Annotated in this window: 16 protein-coding genes; 6 read left to right on the top strand and 10 right to left on the bottom strand. The window is 37.5% G+C overall.

What is annotated here, in order from left to right; all coding sequences use genetic code 11:
• Positions 1–92 precede the first annotated feature (92 nt).
• A complete protein-coding gene (locus tag AC3WSK_RS04870) occupies positions 93–833 on the bottom strand; it encodes an S-layer homology domain-containing protein (protein WP_492412739.1) in 741 nt (246 codons plus the stop codon).
• A 274-nt stretch (positions 834–1,107) separates the two neighbouring features.
• Between AC3WSK_RS04870 and AC3WSK_RS04865 the strand changes: the two genes are divergently transcribed.
• The 3 genes from AC3WSK_RS04865 to AC3WSK_RS04855 all read left to right on the top strand — a co-directional run bounded on the left by AC3WSK_RS04865 (position 1,108) and on the right by AC3WSK_RS04855 (position 3,818).
• A complete protein-coding gene (locus AC3WSK_RS04865) occupies positions 1,108–1,698 on the top strand; it encodes a copper amine oxidase N-terminal domain-containing protein (protein ID WP_079560005.1) in 591 nt (196 codons plus the stop codon).
• A gap of 776 nt (positions 1,699–2,474) precedes the next feature.
• Positions 2,475–3,461: an ETX/MTX2 family pore-forming toxin gene (locus AC3WSK_RS04860; protein WP_492412737.1), complete on the top strand. Its 987-nt coding sequence runs from the start codon at positions 2,475–2,477 to the stop codon at positions 3,459–3,461.
• Positions 3,462–3,509: 48 nt separating this feature from the next.
• Positions 3,510–3,818, top strand: a complete 309-nt coding sequence (locus tag AC3WSK_RS04855; protein WP_079560003.1) for a hypothetical protein — start codon at positions 3,510–3,512, stop codon at positions 3,816–3,818.
• A 35-nt stretch (positions 3,819–3,853) separates the two neighbouring features.
• Here the strand turns inward: AC3WSK_RS04855 and AC3WSK_RS04850 are convergent, their stop codons facing one another.
• From AC3WSK_RS04850 to AC3WSK_RS04840, 3 genes are all read right to left on the bottom strand, one after another.
• Complete coding sequence (locus AC3WSK_RS04850) at positions 3,854–6,121, bottom strand: DEAD/DEAH box helicase (protein ID WP_492412735.1); 2,268 nt, start codon at positions 6,119–6,121, stop codon at positions 3,854–3,856.
• Positions 6,096–6,479, bottom strand: a complete 384-nt coding sequence (locus tag AC3WSK_RS04845) for a YppE family protein (RefSeq protein ID WP_079560001.1) — start codon at positions 6,477–6,479, stop codon at positions 6,096–6,098. The genes AC3WSK_RS04850 and AC3WSK_RS04845 overlap by 26 nt, the downstream gene beginning before the upstream one ends.
• Positions 6,480–7,057: 578 nt before the next feature.
• Positions 7,058–7,252: an endonuclease gene (locus tag AC3WSK_RS04840; protein ID WP_079560000.1), complete on the bottom strand. Its 195-nt coding sequence runs from the start codon at positions 7,250–7,252 to the stop codon at positions 7,058–7,060.
• Positions 7,253–7,675: 423 nt separating this feature from the next.
• Here AC3WSK_RS04840 and recU point away from each other — a divergent pair, with 423 nt between their 5' ends.
• Positions 7,676–8,326 carry a Holliday junction resolvase RecU gene (gene recU, locus AC3WSK_RS04835; RefSeq protein ID WP_079559999.1) on the top strand — a complete coding sequence of 217 codons (651 nt, stop codon included), beginning with the start codon at positions 7,676–7,678 and terminating at the stop codon, positions 8,324–8,326.
• Positions 8,323–11,025, top strand: a complete 2,703-nt coding sequence (locus AC3WSK_RS04830; protein WP_492412732.1) for a PBP1A family penicillin-binding protein — start codon at positions 8,323–8,325, stop codon at positions 11,023–11,025. Before recU ends, AC3WSK_RS04830 begins: the two co-directional genes overlap by 4 nt.
• A gap of 68 nt (positions 11,026–11,093) precedes the next feature.
• Here AC3WSK_RS04830 and AC3WSK_RS04825 read toward each other — a convergent pair whose 3' ends face one another.
• The 6 genes from AC3WSK_RS04825 to AC3WSK_RS04800 all read right to left on the bottom strand — a co-directional run bounded on the left by AC3WSK_RS04825 (position 11,094) and on the right by AC3WSK_RS04800 (position 15,934).
• Entirely contained in the window at positions 11,094–11,408 is a 315-nt protein-coding gene (locus AC3WSK_RS04825) for a YpoC family protein (protein WP_492412730.1), read from the bottom strand.
• Positions 11,405–12,067, bottom strand: a complete 663-nt coding sequence (gene nth / locus AC3WSK_RS04820; protein WP_079559996.1) for an endonuclease III — start codon at positions 12,065–12,067, stop codon at positions 11,405–11,407. Before nth ends, AC3WSK_RS04825 begins: the two co-directional genes overlap by 4 nt.
• A 13-nt stretch (positions 12,068–12,080) precedes the next feature.
• A complete protein-coding gene (locus AC3WSK_RS04815) occupies positions 12,081–12,809 on the bottom strand; it encodes a DnaD domain-containing protein (RefSeq protein ID WP_079559995.1) in 729 nt (242 codons plus the stop codon).
• A 108-nt stretch (positions 12,810–12,917) separates the two neighbouring features.
• Positions 12,918–14,213, bottom strand: coding sequence for an asparagine--tRNA ligase (gene asnS, locus AC3WSK_RS04810; protein ID WP_492412727.1), 1,296 nt, complete (start codon positions 14,211–14,213; stop codon positions 12,918–12,920).
• A 28-nt stretch (positions 14,214–14,241) separates the two neighbouring features.
• On the bottom strand, positions 14,242–15,435 hold the full coding sequence (locus tag AC3WSK_RS04805; protein WP_492412725.1) for a pyridoxal phosphate-dependent aminotransferase: 1,194 nt from the start codon (positions 15,433–15,435) through the stop codon (positions 14,242–14,244).
• A 16-nt stretch (positions 15,436–15,451) separates the two neighbouring features.
• On the bottom strand, positions 15,452–15,934 hold the full coding sequence (locus AC3WSK_RS04800) for a cell wall elongation regulator TseB-like domain-containing protein (RefSeq protein WP_079559992.1): 483 nt from the start codon (positions 15,932–15,934) through the stop codon (positions 15,452–15,454).
• 520 nt (positions 15,935–16,454) lie between these two features.
• On the opposite strand from AC3WSK_RS04800, the gene AC3WSK_RS04795 reads away from it, so the two are divergent.
• Positions 16,455–18,458, top strand: a complete 2,004-nt coding sequence (locus AC3WSK_RS04795; RefSeq protein ID WP_427484717.1) for a multicopper oxidase family protein — start codon at positions 16,455–16,457, stop codon at positions 18,456–18,458.
• Positions 18,459–18,462 lie beyond the last annotated feature (4 nt).

The following is an 18,462-nucleotide window of genomic DNA, read 5'->3' as shown; positions in this document are numbered from 1 at the left end:
AAAAAGCTCAGGCTCAAAATTAATTGAGTACCTGGACGTTGATGATTAATAGATCAAATATGAAAACGACAGTTTGATTAAATCATTGCTTATTACTTGTAGATAATCACACTACGATCAAGCGCTAAAGATAATCCATCTCCGATCTTATCGAAAACTAAACTGGCACCTGTAGAAGTTTTAGCTTCCGTGCCCATCCAACCATAATATTTTTCACTCGTAGTTTCATATTGAAACAAACCTTTTCCTCCTAGTAAAAAACTAACTTGTTCATAACTCATACCAGACTCTAACTTTTTTAAGTTCTGTTCTGTTACTTGAGGGTATTTCTTATTGGAGGATTCATTACCACTAGCATCTTTAGACCTTACTGTGTCGTCATTGTTAAACGTTACAGTTATGCTCAAGTCTTTTGTAATTATATAATATTCACCATAATTAGAGCCTGGACTGTACTTTCCAAACATCTTAATCGAATCGTCTGATGTTGTTTTTCCAATTTCGATAGCTGCATACTTCTCAATACCATCTAAAGGAACATCAGTATCAATATAACCCTCTTCGGCTAGGTTTTGTACAACACCTGTTAATTCTGCACGCGCGACGTTGCCATTTGGTTTAAACGTACCATCTGGATAACCACTAACTATTCCCTTTTCTTGTGCCCAAATAACTGCATCTTCGTACCACGCACCAGCTTTTATATCCTTAAATGTTCCACTCGCTGCGCTTACAGTTAGTGTAGCCCCCCCTAATATAATCGCTATGTAAATCCTAAAACAAAGCCTTTTAACGTTTTCTTCTGCGTATCCAATTTCCTCTCTTATGTACATATATTTTCCACAATTATTGATGCTATCATAGAGTCGGATATTAATATCCAAGTAAATATCGATAACCTAATCCATCCATCTATTTCCCATTACAACCAATATTTTGAATTACGGTCATTTATCTAAGAGATACAAGCAACTTGAATAAATACAAAAATGACCAGGTCCAAATCAATTAAGAATCTGTATTTTGAAGATATTTGCTATAAAACCATGTTAATATAACCAAACTATTAGTATAATAATTACATACTTTGTTAATAGGAGGATATTTATGAAAAAATTAGTTTTATTTATTACAATGTTGTCTTTATTTATGGCGACATCCTTAACGGCTGATGCACACCCGGGTCGTCTTGATAGTAATGGTGGTCATAACTGTTCTGATAAGTCTAAAGAAAAAGGTCTTTGCTCAGGTTATCATTATCATAATAAAGCCAACGAGCCTGTGCCTTCTACCAATATAAATCAGAAAAAACCAACACATCAAAGCACACCAGAACCAGTGCTTACAACTGTAGATGTATATATCAATAACGTTAAGCAATATTACAACCCAAGTGCTTATATTAAAAACGGAACAACTTTAGTTCCTATGAAAGCTATTTTTGTATCACTTGGTGCAACTGTTACTTATGACAATGCAACAAAAAAAGTGACTGCACACAAAGATAATAAAAAAATCGTCATTGGCATTGGAAATAAAAAAGCATACGTTAATTCAAACGGCGTTACAACTACAATTAATTTAAATCATGCAGCTGAAATTTATAAAGGAACTACTATGGTGCCTTTACGTTTTGTAAGCGAAGCACTAGGTGCAGGTATTACGTTTGATGGAGCTGTATATATTACAACAAAATAATTAGGTTGAATCACACGGGGCAGCATATTATTTAATGGTGATTTTTTATATCTTTCTAGTAAGTCTTATTCAACAATGCGATCTCGTAACCGTAAGATAATCTTTAAACTGATAAATAAAGTGGGCTTGAGGAAATAACTTGGTTATTCCTTAAGCCCTCTTTTTAATTTAATTTTGATTAATTTGATTTAAGATCCGAAGAAGTTCTATTATCCTCATTAAAATCCCTTCAACTGCTTTTTGCCTTTCATCTTTTAAATCCAGATATGTTGAAGAAACAAAAAACTGCAATTTCTTTTCCAGTTAATCAGTCTCCTAGCTTTACTATACAAACATCGCATTATTTTTGTAAAATACTCCAATGTAGTTAAGGGATAAAAATCAAAAACAGGCCTCATTTAATTAATGTTGATTTGGAATTTATTAAAGTTTTAGCTCTCTAAAGAGAAGATGGATTTATTATTCAAAATTTTGCGGATACAATCTAAACCATTAAAATATTTATCTTAAACTTAAACCTTGTTAAATATTGGGATATTATCTTTTATATTTTTTGTGACATTTTATATAAATTAAATGAGTCTCCTCATTAGAATTATGAGTATTTTCGTATATTTTAGTAACATTTATACCCTAAATAAACTTATATATAATAATAAACTATGTTATATTTGGTAATTTTACTAACTTTTTGGAAAATTCGCATTTTAAAATATTGTTATGTATGATTGTAATGTAATGGAAAATAAAAATATGAGGAAGCTAGGAGGAAAGATATGAAGAAAAAAATTACGAAAACATTATTATGTGCGACTATGGGGATAAGTATTTTAACACCCTTAGCGGTATCCGCCAAAACAGAGGATAATAACGAGCAACAATTGATTACACAGATTAACCAGAGGGAGAATAGTTTCCCTAATGTAGGACTAGGCACTCAGTGGCTTTTCCAATATTACGATAAATATTTAAGAGCGAATGGATTACTTCGTGTTGCTCCAGTTGTAACTGCGGAAGATTTAGAAGTTAAAAATTCTTATGGTCAATTAGCAATGGAACCCCAAGTAATAAGTACTACCCCACTTTGGGCTGGACAAAGTGATTTAGAAAATGCGACTGACCGTGAACAAACTTTAAATTCAACAGAATTTCGTAAAACATATACCAACACTACAACTTCTTCTACAGAACATGGATTTATGCTAGGGACTGAAACATCTCTTTCAACTGGCATACCCTTTCTAGCAGAAGGAAAAATCACCTTAAAAGCAGAATATAATTTTAATAGTACTCAGACGCATGAATCTACTGAGACTGTAGAGTATGTAGCCCCAACTCAAGCAATTATTGTTCCACCACAAACAATTGCTCGTGTAACGGCAACATTAGATGTAAAAAAAATTAAAGGTAAAATGGACCTTCATTCAGAAATTGGATTGAATAAAGAAGTATATGGTTCCGATAAAATCACAATGTATCATGTATTTGAAGGTATAAAAGGTTCGGTAAGCCTTGGTTCTATTTATGACGATGCCTACAAGCAAGCAGAAAAAGATGGGTATAGTGAAATACCTGAGATTAAAGCTCTTTCAAGAAGTACTAATAATCCCGATTACTTTTTAACTAGTGGAGTGGGGAACTTTGAATCAGAATACGGCAGTATTTTCAATGTTAAAGTTGAATTTATAAATATAAAAACCAAAAAGATTGATAAAACAGAACATATAGTTATACAACCTAAAATAAAATCACTAACAGAATGAGTGATATGCTCCCCCATTAATTGAGTACCTGGGCTTTGTCATTGGTTTATGCGTGTTCATTTATATACAATGACATCGATAGATTACTACATCATTCTCAACAAAAACTTACATCGACTTTCCGAAATTATGCATTCAAATGTTTCAATTCTTGAATCAGATCAGAGTCGATTTGGGAAATTTAAAAATGTAGCACTAGCAAAAGGTAGTGACGAGTTGAGAACAAAAAGGCTTAAGTTACTCCGCGCAACTTTGAAAAAACACCCTAACGCTTCTGGACGTCAACTAGAAGAAATTACAGGAATTAACTGTAAAATGATTTATAAATTAATTAAAGAAGAGGGCTTGAAGGAATAGTGCTAGACTTTTCCTCTCATGCCCTCTTTTTATCTCTAATTTAAAATTCGAAGTAACTCTACTACTCTTTTCTTCGCTTGTTCCAAGCTATCCTGAGCCCCTATACATGATGGGCAGCCGGATTTACAAGCACAATTTGCTACGTGCTCCAATGTCTTAATTAAAAGCTCTTCCCATAAATCATACACCTTTTCACTTAGACCAATACCCCCAGGATACTTGTCGTAAACAAAGAACGTCGGCAATTCATTATGAGCAGCCTTTACTTGTGGAACTACTGCGACATCGCTGCTGTCACATTGAATGAATATCGGAATGAATGCATTCATTGCATAAGCTGCCCCTGCCATAGCGGCTGTAAGCTCCGCTTCCGACCATTCTGATGTATTTTTGAATGATAGCCAAGACGAGCTTGTATGCATTTCGTCCGGTGGTAAATGAATCGGCCCCGAACCTATATTATCATGATTTCCATTGAACTTTATTTTTTTAAATATCGTTGCCTGTGCGACTAAGCCGACATCACCGAAGCCAATAATGCCACCTTTATAATCTCGGCTCCGATCTTCTTCTAGCACCTTCATCTCAACTGCTAGATTAGCGTCAGTATAATAATCGACATCTACTTCTCGTACATAGGCTTTCTTCTCTTCCCAATCAAGCTTTTCTACTTGAAATTGAATGCCCTGATGCAAATAAATAGCCTCTTCATGTAGCAACGTCATCGCACTATGACGATCCATTTCACCAATAACCTTTGTTTGCGCAGGGACAGTCATATCAATGATTACAACATTTTCTTGCGAAGCAGAACGAAGACTAATATCATGTGCTGGAAAACGGTCACTCATCCAATGCCACTTCTCACTCGTTTTAAAAATAACGCCTTCCTCCGCTAAATAGTCAAGTAACTCCTGAATCTCATATTCACCATACGTATCATGCGTGGAAAATGGTAGCTCAAACGCTGCACATTTCAAATGATCCATTAAAATTAACATATTTTCAGGATAAATACGCGCTTCCTCAGGTGCACTACCAAGTAAAAAGAGTGGATGGTTCACTACATATTGGTCAAGTGCGGCTGATTGTGCTACATAAATAATTAGCGCCTCGTCCTGACGACGGCCAGCACGACCCGCTTGCTGCCACGCACTTGCGATATTTCCCGGATACCCTGTCATGATACATGCTTGTAATTGGCCAATATCGACGCCTAATTCTAGCGCATTTGTACTCACTACGGTTTGAATTGTACCGTCGCGAAGCCCTCGTTCAATAACACGTCGCTCAGAGGGTAAATAACCTCCACGATAACCTCGTACCGATTCATCTAAAAGCTTATTGCGTGTAAGCTCCTTTAAATACGTCACAATCATTTCTACTCGCACACGACTTTTGGCAAAAATAATGGTTTGAATACCTGCTGTATATAATCTTTTAGCGAGGTCACTCACCTCCAAAACAGCACTTCGACGTACGCCAAATGTTTTATGGACGATCGGTGGGTTATAAAAAAGAAATGTCTTTTTCCCAACAGGCGCTCCAGAATCACTAATTAAGGCATGACTTTCATTTGTTAAAGCTTCCGCCAGCTCTTTTGGATTTTTAATGGTTGCTGATGTACAAATGAAAATCGGCTTACTACCATAAAACTCACAAACACGCTTCAGCCTTCGAATAACATGCGCAACATGTGAGCCAAACACACCTTTATATGTATGCAACTCATCAATGACGATATACTGTAAATTTTCAAATAGTGAAACCCATTTCGTATGATGTGGCAATATCCCCGAATGAAGCATATCCGGGTTTGTCATCACAATATGCCCTACCTTACGTACTTTTTGACGAATGCCTGGCGCAGTATCCCCATCATACGTATAACTTAAAATTTCTTCGCCGCTCTGTTCGATTAATTCATTTAAATCATTTTTTTGATCCTGCGCTAAAGCTTTCGTAGGAAATAAATAAATAGCGCGCGCATTTTTATCTTCTAATATTTTTTGAAGTACCGGTAAATGGTAGCAGTATGATTTTCCAGATGCAGTTGGTGTTACAGCAGTAAAAGAAACACCTTCCATTGCGTAATCAAATGCCTGACGTTGATGAGTATACAGTTGTTCAATTCCTCTTGATTGAAGAGCCTTTACAAGTGAAGGATGTAAGTTGGCAGGGAAAGGTGCATATTTAGCCTCTCGCCCTTCAAGTGTTTGCCAGTGTACTATGCGTTCCTTCAATTCCTCATCATATCTCCATTCGCTTAACAGTTCACTAATGGTCCTTTTTTTCGATAACATCTGGTTGTGTCTCCTTCACTACCCGTTCTAAAATTTCCAGCGTATATGAGGTTGAATGAATCGCATCTAAAAAACGCTTTTTACTTGTTTCTTTATAAAAGGATTGCACAACAAATTGCTCCATCGATTCTGCCGCTGAAGCAATTTGTTGTATATGCATATATTTTGGTCGATTTTTTTGAATCCACACATTCGCCTCTTGTTGCCATTCTTTTAAAAGTTGGTGAATGATATCTGCGTGTGGTTTAACCTCCTCAAAAAAGTCGGGCGTACGATCCTCCTCACGCATTTGCCAGAAGCGTGAAACACATTTTTCACATTCATCTATTAATTTGGAAGTTTGCTGTAATAATAACAAATTTCGCACCTCTTCTTATTCAATTAAGGCTCATCACCAAAATGGGTGAATTTCCGTTCCAACTGGGCACTTGCTTAGGACATTTGATAAGCCATTTGGGCATCACTTTGTTCCTCTATAGGTGCTCCAAGCCTTATAACAAGGCATACATTTAAAAAATGTCTCCCAAAATTTTTGGCGATGAGCGTTAAAATATATTTTTATTATTAGGTCAGTACTACTTAAAATAAGATTGAACTACATTAATATAAACGCATAATCTCATTATAAGCTAGTTTCGAACCTGCTATTTTAAAATTCGTCTACAAAATAATTTATGCTATATGAGTAATTTCTCCCAACAATAGATAGAAGTCTTTATTTATGGCTCATCATCATAACTCGGGATTGATTTTCGTTCCACAGTCCTGAAGCCTTTATCACAAAACGTATGCTTTTTAACCTTCGTCCCACTCACGCCTTTGACCAAGGAGTCCCCTGTTTCAGTAAATGTCTAATCAAACATTGACAAATAATGTATGAAAAATGCTCATATTGAGTTAGTTACACTGCATATGAGATAAGTGTACCAAAGTCTATCATTTTTCACTACTAATAGGCGAACAAGCATTCTTTACTTGCCAGTTCTTTTCTGCTAAGCTTACTTTCTGGCTAACAGATTTGAGCTGCTCAAAAAAATGCATACTCTGTGCATTGTTTTCCAAAGACACTCTTGTTAACAGTAATTGATTGACCAGATCCAACTGCGCAACTAATTGTTTTAACTTGTTCAAAATAACGCCTCCTTTGCTTTAATTTATGTATTCCTCGTATGTATAAAATTACCTTCATGCGTGACAAAATAAGCGTAAGTTAGCTGAAAGAAGAAGTATTTCGATAAAAAGTTGAACTAGTCTATTAAATTCCCTTGTCTTGAAACTTGGAATCAAATAGAGAAGTTAGCGTGGAATACCGTATTTTCTATAAATCCGCTTGAAAATTTCATCAGTTTTTTTGGCGATTCGCGTGAAAGAGCTAATTAAATTACTTGCTATTTTTCGACTTTAAGAGGCGAAAATTGCCCAAAGATTGATCATCTGCGGGTAAATTTAACTATAAAAAATCTAGCGTCAATCATACTATTAATGGAAGTAGAGAACTGCTACTTAATCGTGGTAAACTATTGTATAATAGCAGTATTATAGAGGGTGAACTAAATGACAATTCGTTATCCGAATGGGAAATTGTATTCCCCCAATCCTACTGTTCAAAAAACGGTTAAAAAGGGGAAAGAAAAAGATGTTTCTTTTAGTAATCGAGGAAAAACACTAGAAGATGAAATTGATGAAGCAAACGATTATTATGTAAAAAGACGACTTGCTATCATTCATAAGAAACCTGTTCCCGTGCAAATCGTCAAAGTAGAGTACCCATCACGAAGTGCTGCAGTTATTCGTGAGGCTTATTTTCGAACACCGTCAACAACAGATTACAACGGTGTATGGAACGGGCGTTATATTGATTTTGATGCAAAGGAAACCGCTTCAAAAACCAGTTTTCCCCTAAAGAATATTCACTTACATCAAATGACACATATGCAGCAAGTGACGGAACAAAATGGTGTGGCCTTTATTATCGTTCGTTTCTCGGCTTTTGAACGGTATTTTATTGTGCCATATGATGTTTTACAAAAGGCCTGGCTAGCGATGGAAAACGGTGAACGTAAATCGATTCCCTTTTCAACTATAGAAAAGGAAGCTTTTGAAATTCCTACAAGCTATTATCCACGTATCGATTATTTACCGATTATCCAACAGCTCATTGAAGCACAAAGTCATGGTTCTGAAAGTGAGGAGATAGTAGAATGACTGAACGTCGTCCAACACGCGGTGAGCATCAAAAAGCTCTCGCTCAAAAAAATAAAAAAAGCGCTCCGAAACCATCGAAGAAAAAATGGTTTAAGCGCATTACGCTAACACTTGTAGCAATTATGGCTGCATGTTTTATTGGTGGTGCTGGATTATTCGCCTATTACGCAAGTACCGCACCTAAATTAGATGAAAGCTTACTGAAGGACCCCGTTTCTTCTGAGTTCTATGATAAAAACGGTGAATTATTTGCCACAATTGGTGCAGAAAACCGTAAATATGTAAAATATGAAGATATACCTAAGGATATGGTTAATGCAATCCTTGCAACGGAAGATGTACGCTTTTTCGAGCACGGTGGTATGGACTTTTACCGCCTTGGTGGAGCAATACTCGCTAACTTCCGTGATGGCTTCGGGGCACAAGGGGCCTCTACATTAACACAGCAAGTTGTTAAAAACTCATTTTTACAAAATGAGAAAAAATTAAAACGTAAAGCACAGGAAGCTTGGCTAGCCTACCAATTAGAACGTAAATATTCAAAAGAAGAAATTTTTGAAATGTACTTTAATAAAATGCTGATGTCAGGTCGTGTTTATGGCTTCGGAACAGCAGCCCAATATTTCTATGGGAAAGAACTAAAAGATTTAGATTTAGCTGAAGAAGCATTACTTGCAGGTTTAGTACAGCGCCCAAATGCTTACAATCCATTAAAAAATCCTGAACTTGCGGAAAAACGCCGTAATACCGTTCTAGGATTAATGTATCAACATAAAAAAATTACAAAAGCCGAGATGGAAGAAGCAAAGAAAGTAAAAGTTACAGCTGGTCTGGCTGACGATGCGACACGTCAAAAATTTGCTGGCTCTAAATACGATGCCTTCCTTGATGTCGTTATTAATGAACTAGAGGATAACGGTGATGGTAGTGCAATGGCAGAAGGTATTAAAGTTTACACAACACTTGATCCGAATGCTCAGCAAATTGTTGAAAATATTATGAATGATGACAGTAACTTCCCAACAGAAGAAATCCAATCGGGTGTGTCTGTCATTGATACGAAAACTGGTCAAATTCAAGCAATCGGTGGCGGACGCAATTACGGGGCTGAACGCGGTTGGAACTATGCATATGACTTACAACATCAACCAGGTTCGACTATGAAACCATTACTAGATTATGGTCCAGCAATCGAAAATTTAAAATGGTCAACAGGTCAAACACTTGTGGACGAACCAATGAACTACACTAATTCGCGTCAAACGATTACAAACTGGGATAATAAATATATGGGTGCCATAACAGCACGTAAAGCTTTATATGCTTCACGTAACGTTCCAGCTGTTAAAGCATTACAAGAAGTTGGTATTGATAAAGCTAAAGAATTTATTGGTCGTTTAGGTATAAATGCTAAAAATGTTTATGAATCTGATGCAATCGGTGGTGGGGATATTACGATGTCTCCTACGCAAATGGCTGCTTCCTTTGCAGCATTTGGAAATAATGGTGTTTACACTGATCCTTATTCAATTACAAAAATCGTTTACCGTGACGGTAAAACAACAAAAGACTACACACCAGAGTCTAATGTAGCAATGAGCGATTATACAGCTTATATGGTGACAGATATGTTACGTGATGTTGTCGGCAATAAGCCCGATGCGTCAGGTACTTACGCCAATGTACCTGGATTAGATATCGCAGGTAAAACAGGTACAACGAACTACGCAGCTGCTGATTTTAGCAAGCATAATTTACCGGATACAAGTGTACCGGATTCATGGTTTGCTGGGTACACTACAAACTATTCAATCGCTATTTGGAGTGGTTATGAAGAACACTTTGATCCAATTACAACTTGGGATGAGCGTCGTTTACCACAAATTTTATTTAAACAAATTATGCAAGATATTTCGGAGAACGTTGAAACACCACGTTTCAAAAAGCCAAATTCAGTTGTTGAAGCTACAATTGAAGTAGGATCAAAGCCACTTAAATTAGCAAGTAGTTTTACTCCGAATGAGTTACGTCGAACAGAGCTATTTGTACGTGGTTCAGAGCCTAATGAAGAATCAAATAAATACGCTGCACCAGAGCTTTCTACACCTTACAATGTAAGTGCAAGCCTAGATTTAGAAGGTCAATCTATTAATATTTCTTGGGAGCATGATGCAATGCTTAATCCGGATTCAAATGAACCGCTACCAACAACCTTCGAAGTATCCGCTAAAAAAGAAGGTGGAGAGACTATTTCTCTTGGTACAGCGGATAGCAAAGGTTTAACAGTTAGCAACAAATTGGAAGATGGCAACTACACGATTTCCGTAGTAGCAGTTGTAGATGGTACACGCAGTAAACCAGGTACAACTACTTTCCAAGTAACAGGTACGGCTGAAGAAGATAAAGAGCCAGATACTCCTGAGGAACCTGATGTTGAGGAACCAACGGAACCGGACGAAAATGGCAATACCGAGGACAACGGTAACCACAATGGTAACGGAAATGATAACAATGGCAATACCGGCAACAATGGCAACAACGGCAACGGTAATGGGAACGGCAATGGAAATGGTAACAACGGCAATGCAGGAAATGGCGGTACCCCGCCAGGTAACAATGGCAACAATAATGGTAGCCAGCCACCAACAACGCCAACTGACCCAACCGCTCCGGATGATGGTACCGGTAGTACTGAATAAAAAAAGTAGAGTAGCTTACCGCTACTCTACTTTTTTGTTGTTCTGATTCCTGAGATTATTTATCTGTATTACTTTTTTGTAGCCTGCAAACGTAGTCGCGCTGTTCGTTTTTTTGTTTCCTTAAATAATTCATCAAGCTGACGATAACAAGCATATTGGCTTGGCTTTGCTTTTATAAAGTTTAGTCGTTCGACACCGTTAATGGGTAATACTTCATCCCCTGCTTCCTGCACTAAACGCTCAAACAATACAACGGCCTCTTCCATCAATCCTTTTGCTTCACCATTCCTTGCATCATGTGCTGCATGAATTTTGGCTTCAAGTTCCGTCCATTCTGCAAACCAAGCATCCATTTTTTCCTTTGCGATTGTCTCTACATTCACGATTCCTTCACCAGCCCTTTTTTCAAACGCTTTTGCCCTTCTCTACAATCATCAAATAAAGGGCATGTGTGACAGCCAGGATTTTGAGCCTTACAATGATAACGACCGAAGAAAATAAGCTGATGATGTGTTTTCGACCACTTGTCCATCGGTGTTTTTTTCATAATTGTTTCTTCGACTTCTAATACTGAATCCTTCCAGCGGCAAAGCCCTAATCGTTTAGATACGCGCTCTACATGTGTATCCACTGCAAGTGCAGGAATATCAAAAGCTACAGACAACACGACATTAGCCGTCTTACGACCAACACCCGGTAACGTAACTAGTGCTTCACGATTTGCTGGTATTTCTCCCCCGTATTCCTCTAATAGTCGTTGACATAATGCTTGTATGTTCTTCGCCTTATTTCGATACAAGCCGATGGAGCGAATATCCTGTTGTAGCTCCTCTAAAGATACTGCTAAATAATCTTCAGGCTTTTTATATTTTTGAAACAATGTTTTCGTTACTTTGTTTACAAGAACATCCGTACACTGTGCAGATAATAGCGTGGCAATAGTTAGTTCAAACGGATTGTCATGCACTAGCTCACAATGTGCATCAGGGAACATACGATCCATTTCCGCTAGACAATGTTCCCATTGTTTTTTTGTTAACATGTCGGAAGCCCCCCTATTCTCTTTCTTCTAACCAATTATAAAATGGTACTTTATTTGTTGACTGCGATTCTTGCTGCATTGTACGAACTGACGGTCTGTTAAATGTTTGCTTTTCGCGAAACTGCTCGCTTTGTTTTTGCGCAGCCTGTGGTGTCGTAATATTTTTCTTTTTCCACTCCAGTAATATTCGATCAATATAACGAATACTTAACTTGCCAGCAAATACAGCCTCCTTCAACGCCTCTTTAATAAGCGCCGGACTATGCTTATCGTCATCTAACCAAGACCCTATTTTTTCTAGCTCTAAAGGAGATAAAAGTCGTCCCATTTCCTCTTCAAATAATCGGAAAATCTCCCCCTCTTCTTGTCGGAGTGATGCCGCTGATTTTTGCTGTTCCTTCATTTCAATAATCTGCATAATGCGCTCCCAAAGTGGGTATACCGAGTATTTTTCATATAGTTTGCCATTTGCGTCAACGTCGCTTGTTATTTCAAGGAAACCCTTTTGCATTAATCGCTGTAGATGTGAAGTAATATCACTGCTAGGCATTGTTAGACGATTCATTAGATCATTAGGCGTTGGAAAATCATTACCCTCCGTATAGAATGCAAGTAAATGAATAACAATCAGTGCCTCATCATCCTCAATTTTTAACTCCTTATAAAACTGAAAAAAAAGCTGAGGAATTTGAATCATTCTCTGCTCAGTCCATGTACGGAGTCGATTATTATTTGCGCTCATATGATACTTGACTCCTTTTCCATCGTAAGTAGAAAAGCCGCGTAGATATATCACTACGCGACTTTTTTAATTTTACACTTTCAATACCTAAAACAAACTAGTTATAGCTTATGGATATAGGCGGTTTAGTAAACGTGGGAATGGGATTGTTTCACGAATGTGCTCCGTGCCAGAAATCCATGCCACTGTACGTTCTAATCCTAGACCGAAGCCTGAATGTGGTACAGAGCCTTGTTTACGTAACTCTAAATACCATGCATAAGCGTCTAAAGATAAATGATGTTCTTCAAGACGAGATTGTAATAAATCAAAGTCATGGATACGCTCAGAACCACCAATGATTTCACCATAACCTTCAGGTGCAATTAAATCTGCACATAATACTACATCATCGCGGTCTGGATGCGGTTGCATGTAGAATGGTTTAATGCCTACTGGGTAGCAAGTGATGAATACAGGTTTGTCAAATGAATTAGCAATTGCCGTTTCATGCGGTGCGCCGAAATCATCGCCCCATTTAATATCATCAAACCCTTGTTCATGCAATAATTTTATAGCATCGTCATAAGAAATACGCGGGAATGGCGCTTTAATATTTTCAAGTTTAGATGTATCACGACCAAGTCGCTCTAAATCTAATTTGCAATTTGCCAGAACGGATTGCACAATATGCTCCACGTATTGTTCTTGTACTTCTAAGTTTTCTTCAAATTCAGCAAATGCCATTTCCAGCTCAATCATCCAAAACTCGATTAAGTGACGGCGTGTTTTAGATTTTTCAGCACGGAATGTTGGACCGAATGAGAATACTTTACCTAAAGCCATCGCAGTCGCTTCCAAGTAAAGCTGACCAGATTGAGAGAGGAATGCATCTTCATCAAAATATTTTGTATGGAATAGCTCAGAAGTACCTTCAGGTGCTGAACCCGTTAAAATTGGTGGATCCATTTTTGTAAAGCCTTTGTTGTTAAGGAACTCATAAGTTGCGCGAATAATTTCATTACGAATTTTCATGATCGCATGTTGCTTACGAGAACGTAGCCATAAGTGACGGTTATCCATTAAAAACTCAGGACCGTGCTCTTTTGGCGTAATCGGAAAATCAGTTGCAGCATGTAGTACTTCAATACCCGTTACAACAAGCTCACAACCAAAGCTTGAACGCTCATCTGCTTTAACCTCACCTGTAATGTACATGGAAGTTTCTTGAGACATACCTTTTGCAATTGCAAAAATTTCTTCGCCTACTTCTTCTTTTACAACAACGCCCTGTACAAAGCCAGATCCATCACGTAGTTGTAAAAAGGCAATTTTACCACTTGAACGTTTGTTAGATAACCAAGCACCTAGCTTGATTGTTTCGCCGATATGCTTTGGCATATCTTGAATCATAATTTTTTTCATAGAAATCCTCCAAAATTGGTTAAAAGGATTAGTCTTGCCATTTTGATTTTACAAATGAATCAATTCGACGGACTGCCTCTTCTAATAAGTCTAAAGATGTAGCATAAGATAATCGCATTGTAGTTGGTGCACCAAAGCCAGAACCTGGAATCACTGCTACGTTTGCTTCTGTTAAAATATCCGCAGCGAATGCATCTACAGAATCATAGCCAGTATGAGCCATAGCTTCTGCTACATCTGGTAATAAGTAGAATGCACCTTGTGGTTTTAATACGTTGAAGCCAGGAATTGCACTTAACTGTGGATAGATTTTTTCAAGACGTATTTCGAATGCTTGACGCATTTCTTCTACAGCATCTTGTGATCCGTTATAAGCTTCCACTGTTGCATATTGTGCAGTTGTTGTTGCGTTCGAAGTAGAGTGTGATGCAAGGTCAGTCATTGGTTTAATAATGTCCGCATCCCCTGCAGCATACCCGATACGCCAGCCTGTCATAGAGTGAGATTTGGCAACACCGTTTACAACGATTGTACGTGCTTTCACCGCATCAGATAGCTGTGCAATTGAAAAATGCTCAATACCATTGTATACAAGCTTTTCATAAATTTCATCTGACACGATTAAAATATCTTTTTCTTCTGCAACTGCAGCAATTTCAGCTAGCTCTTCGCGGGAATAAATCATACCTGATGGATTGCTAGGAGAGTTTATAATCACTGCTTTTGTTTTATCTGTCACAGCAGCTCTTAATTGATCTGCAGTAATTTTATAGCCTTGCTTACTTGTGCCTTCCACATAAACAGGTACACCACCCGCTAATTTTACTTGCTCCGGATAAGATACCCAATAAGGAATCGGAATAATAACTTCATCGCCCTCGTTTAAAATAACTTGGAATAAAGTGTATAGAATATGTTTTGCTCCAACACCTACAATTACTTCATTCGGCTTGTATGTAAGATTGTTGTCGCGTTGAAGTTTATCGATAATAGCTTTCTTAAGTACCGGAAGACCGCCAGCAGGTGTATATTTTGTTAAGCCTTTTTCCATCGAATCAATGGCAGCATTTAAAATATTTTGTGGCGTGTTGAAGTCTGGTTCACCAGCGCCTAGGCCAATAACATCAATACCTTGCTCTTTTAACTCCTTCGCTTTCGCAGTAATGGCTAAAGTTGAAGATGGTGTTAAAGTTTTTACACGGTTTGCTAATAAATTTTTCATACGGGATCTACTCCTCTTATAAATTCGTAATGCGCTTCCACCAGTCGCCGTCCTTAAACATAATATAGACATAGTTGAGCTTATCGTGATCGTTTAGATATGAAATTTCCCAAACAGCACCTGGCTCCTCATAGCCTAATTTCACATTGAGGACTTTTTGTACATTTCCTTCCTTTTTTAAAACCGATAATGCTTCCTTTTCCGTAATACCATCTTTTAAATGCACATCCTTAATCGAATCAGCTTTTAGATTCGTCGGAACAAAGACAGCTTTTTTATCACCATATTCATCTACCCCGAACACAGTGACATACGAATGTTTGCCATTATATGTGTAGGACTCCGAGACAATTGCGAGGGCTTTGGCATCAAGTGCCAACTGTTCAGCCTGTTCTTCAATTGAATCGAATGGAGCCTCGGCTTTCCAGAGTACTAAAATACTAATGACAAGTGACAACGAAACCATAAAGACAGAAATGAAAATCAACCAGTTTTTCATATATTCACCTTATGTTTCACATCTAGCTTATTCTTTAACACGAATGCCTGATGCTTTTGCATGTTTATAACTGCGTATACATTCATTTTGCTTTCCATTTTTGTCAACCTGCTTTCTTTCCTCATACCACAACATTATACAACAATTTTGTGCTGTCGTGTTTCTTAATTTCATATATTGTACGTTGATAACATAACGTTTTCAAATGATTCGAGTAGTAATTTTTTTCTTTTTCGTTCAGCTCTAAAAAAAGGTACCCTTTTTAATGTAAAAAGCCCTATTCACCACTGCAATTAGGAATACAGGAATCAATCTACTTGCTCAACTGGATTTTATTTATTGAAATGTTTTTTTTGCTCAAACGCCTTGTTTGCTTAAAATATCGAACTCCTTTAGATGCTAAAATTTTTGTATTTTTATATTCGCACAGTATCTCCATTATTGTCCTAGTCGCCCATTATTTTTACCCATATGATGAGGTAATTAGCACTTTTAAGAATTAAAAAAGGGACGTGATGTTTTGACGAAAGAAGTCAATCCTACAGATCCAGCAACAATACCAAAATTTGTGGATGAGCTGCCAAAACCGGTTACCGTTAAACCAAAATACTATAAGGGGCCTCAAAGAAAAGATTATTATGAACTTAAAATGATGCAAGCAGAGCATTGTTTCCACGAAGATTTCCCAAAATCAATTATATGGGGCTATAACGGGCTTTATCCCGGGCCAACTATTGAAGCTAAAAAAGACAAAAGCATTTATGTACGCTATCAAAACCAATTGCCCTCAGAACACTTTTTACCTATCGATTTTACACTTCATACGGCAAACGATTCTCAAGAAGTAAGAACTGTTACACATTTACATGGCGCAAATGTAGATTGGGAGAGTGACGGTCATCCCGAGGCATGGTATACACGAGATTATGCACAAACAGGTCCAAATTTCAAAAAAGAAATACATGAATATACCAATCATCAACCCGGCACAACACTGTGGTATCATGATCACGCAATGGCGATCACCCGTTTAAATGTGTATGCAGGATTAGCAGGTTTTTATTTACTGCGGGATACACTTGAAGAGCGTATTAACCTTCCTTGTGGTGACTATGAGTACCCCATTTTAATTCAAGATAAATCGTTTAATGAAGACGGCTCGCTTTTCTATCCTGATGAACCACCATTCCCCGTTCCCGTACATCCATCTATTACACCTGGCTTCGTCGGCAATACAATCGTCGTAAACGGTAAGGTCTGGCCTTATTTAAATGTCGAGCCTCGTAAATATAGATTTCGTTTTCTCAATGGTTCAAATAGAAGAGGTTATATCATTAGCCTTTCAAATGATGAGCCTATGATACAAATCGGAACAGATGGAGGGTTTTTAACAGCTCCTCAAGAAATTCAATCTGTCGAGTTATTGCCGGCAGAACGAACAGATGTTATCGTTGATTTTTCAAAATTTGAGGGTCAGGATATAACGTTAATCAATTCTGATGAAGATTTTTTCGATGAACATACAAAAGTCATCATGCAATTTAAAGTATGTCTTCCTCTAAAGTGTGAGGATACTAGTGAAATACCTGAAAGACTCGCAGTATCAATGGATTTACATCCCCACGATGCAAATACTGAAAGGCATTTACCCTTATCCGCCGCGACAGATGATTTTGGTCGACCAATGTTATTATTAAATAACCGAATGTATCATGACCCTGTAACTGAAAAACCTACACTAGATAGTATAGAGATATGGAATTTCATTAATGCTACACCGTTTGATCACCCTATCCATCTTCATTTAATTCAATTCAAAATACTAGAACGACGCCCTTTCAATATGGAGCTCTATCAAAATGAAGACAGACTGGAGTTTACAGGTCCCCCTGAAAATCCGCATATCTATGAGCAAGGTTGGAAGGATACTGTAAAAGTGGAAGCTGGAAAGGTTACGAAAATTATCATGCATTGGAAGGATCATGTCGGTCATTATATGTGGCATTGCCACTTTCTAGAGCACGAAGATCATGACATGATGCGACCAATACTCGTCATGAAGGAGGTTCCCCCTATGCAAGAGCCACATACTGAAATAGAGAACCATGAAATTGAGCATTCGCCAAAACAGAATCATGGTGACTCTACTATTATAACAAGCAATAATGAGCACACTGTACCGCTCCTTAACAATATTCAAAACATCACTCCGACACATGCTTCTGTGCAAACAACTTATTTAGAAGATGAAATAGAATATATTCCGCAAACTATTCCTCTCTTAACTAGTGCCCAAAACATCACTCGCCCTACTAAAACAGCTTATTCAGAAAACAATGTGGAATATAATCAGCTATCTAAACCATTTTTGAACAATACTAAAAATATCATTTTTTCAAAAGTAGAACACTCAGAACATCATAAAGTTTCTGATATTGAAAGTATCCCTCAGCCAACCCACTCGTCTGCTGAGTTCCAAACACGCCAAAGAATATCACCTAGGCATCGGAGAAGATGGTTTTAATACT

It is taken from the genome of Lysinibacillus sp. EB271-A1-10B, assembly GCF_058791335.1.
Note: the sequence above shows the minus strand (reverse complement) of the source record. Positions and strands in the feature narration are given on the sequence as shown.

Bases quoted from the DNA above. Each gene is read 5' to 3' on its own strand.
- AC3WSK_RS04805 (WP_492412725.1), bottom strand. From the start codon at position 15,435: ATGAAAAATTTATTAGCAAACCGTGTAAAAACTTTAACACCATCTTCA.
- AC3WSK_RS04815 (WP_079559995.1), bottom strand. From the start codon at position 12,809: ATGAGCGCAAATAATAATCGACTCCGTACATGGACTGAGCAGAGAATG.
- AC3WSK_RS04800 (WP_079559992.1), bottom strand. From the start codon at position 15,934: ATGAAAAACTGGTTGATTTTCATTTCTGTCTTTATGGTTTCGTTGTCA.
- AC3WSK_RS04850 (WP_492412735.1), bottom strand. From the start codon at position 6,121: ATGTTATCGAAAAAAAGGACCATTAGTGAACTGTTAAGCGAATGGAGA.
- AC3WSK_RS04865 (WP_079560005.1), top strand. From the start codon at position 1,108: ATGAAAAAATTAGTTTTATTTATTACAATGTTGTCTTTATTTATGGCG.
- asnS (WP_492412727.1), bottom strand. From the start codon at position 14,213: ATGAAAAAAATTATGATTCAAGATATGCCAAAGCATATCGGCGAAACA.
- AC3WSK_RS04830 (WP_492412732.1), top strand. From the start codon at position 8,323: ATGACTGAACGTCGTCCAACACGCGGTGAGCATCAAAAAGCTCTCGCT.
- AC3WSK_RS04870 (WP_492412739.1), bottom strand. From the start codon at position 833: ATGTACATAAGAGAGGAAATTGGATACGCAGAAGAAAACGTTAAAAGG.
- AC3WSK_RS04855 (WP_079560003.1), top strand. From the start codon at position 3,510: ATGCGTGTTCATTTATATACAATGACATCGATAGATTACTACATCATT.
- nth (WP_079559996.1), bottom strand. From the start codon at position 12,067: ATGTTAACAAAAAAACAATGGGAACATTGTCTAGCGGAAATGGATCGT.
- AC3WSK_RS04860 (WP_492412737.1), top strand. From the start codon at position 2,475: ATGAAGAAAAAAATTACGAAAACATTATTATGTGCGACTATGGGGATA.
- recU (WP_079559999.1), top strand. From the start codon at position 7,676: ATGACAATTCGTTATCCGAATGGGAAATTGTATTCCCCCAATCCTACT.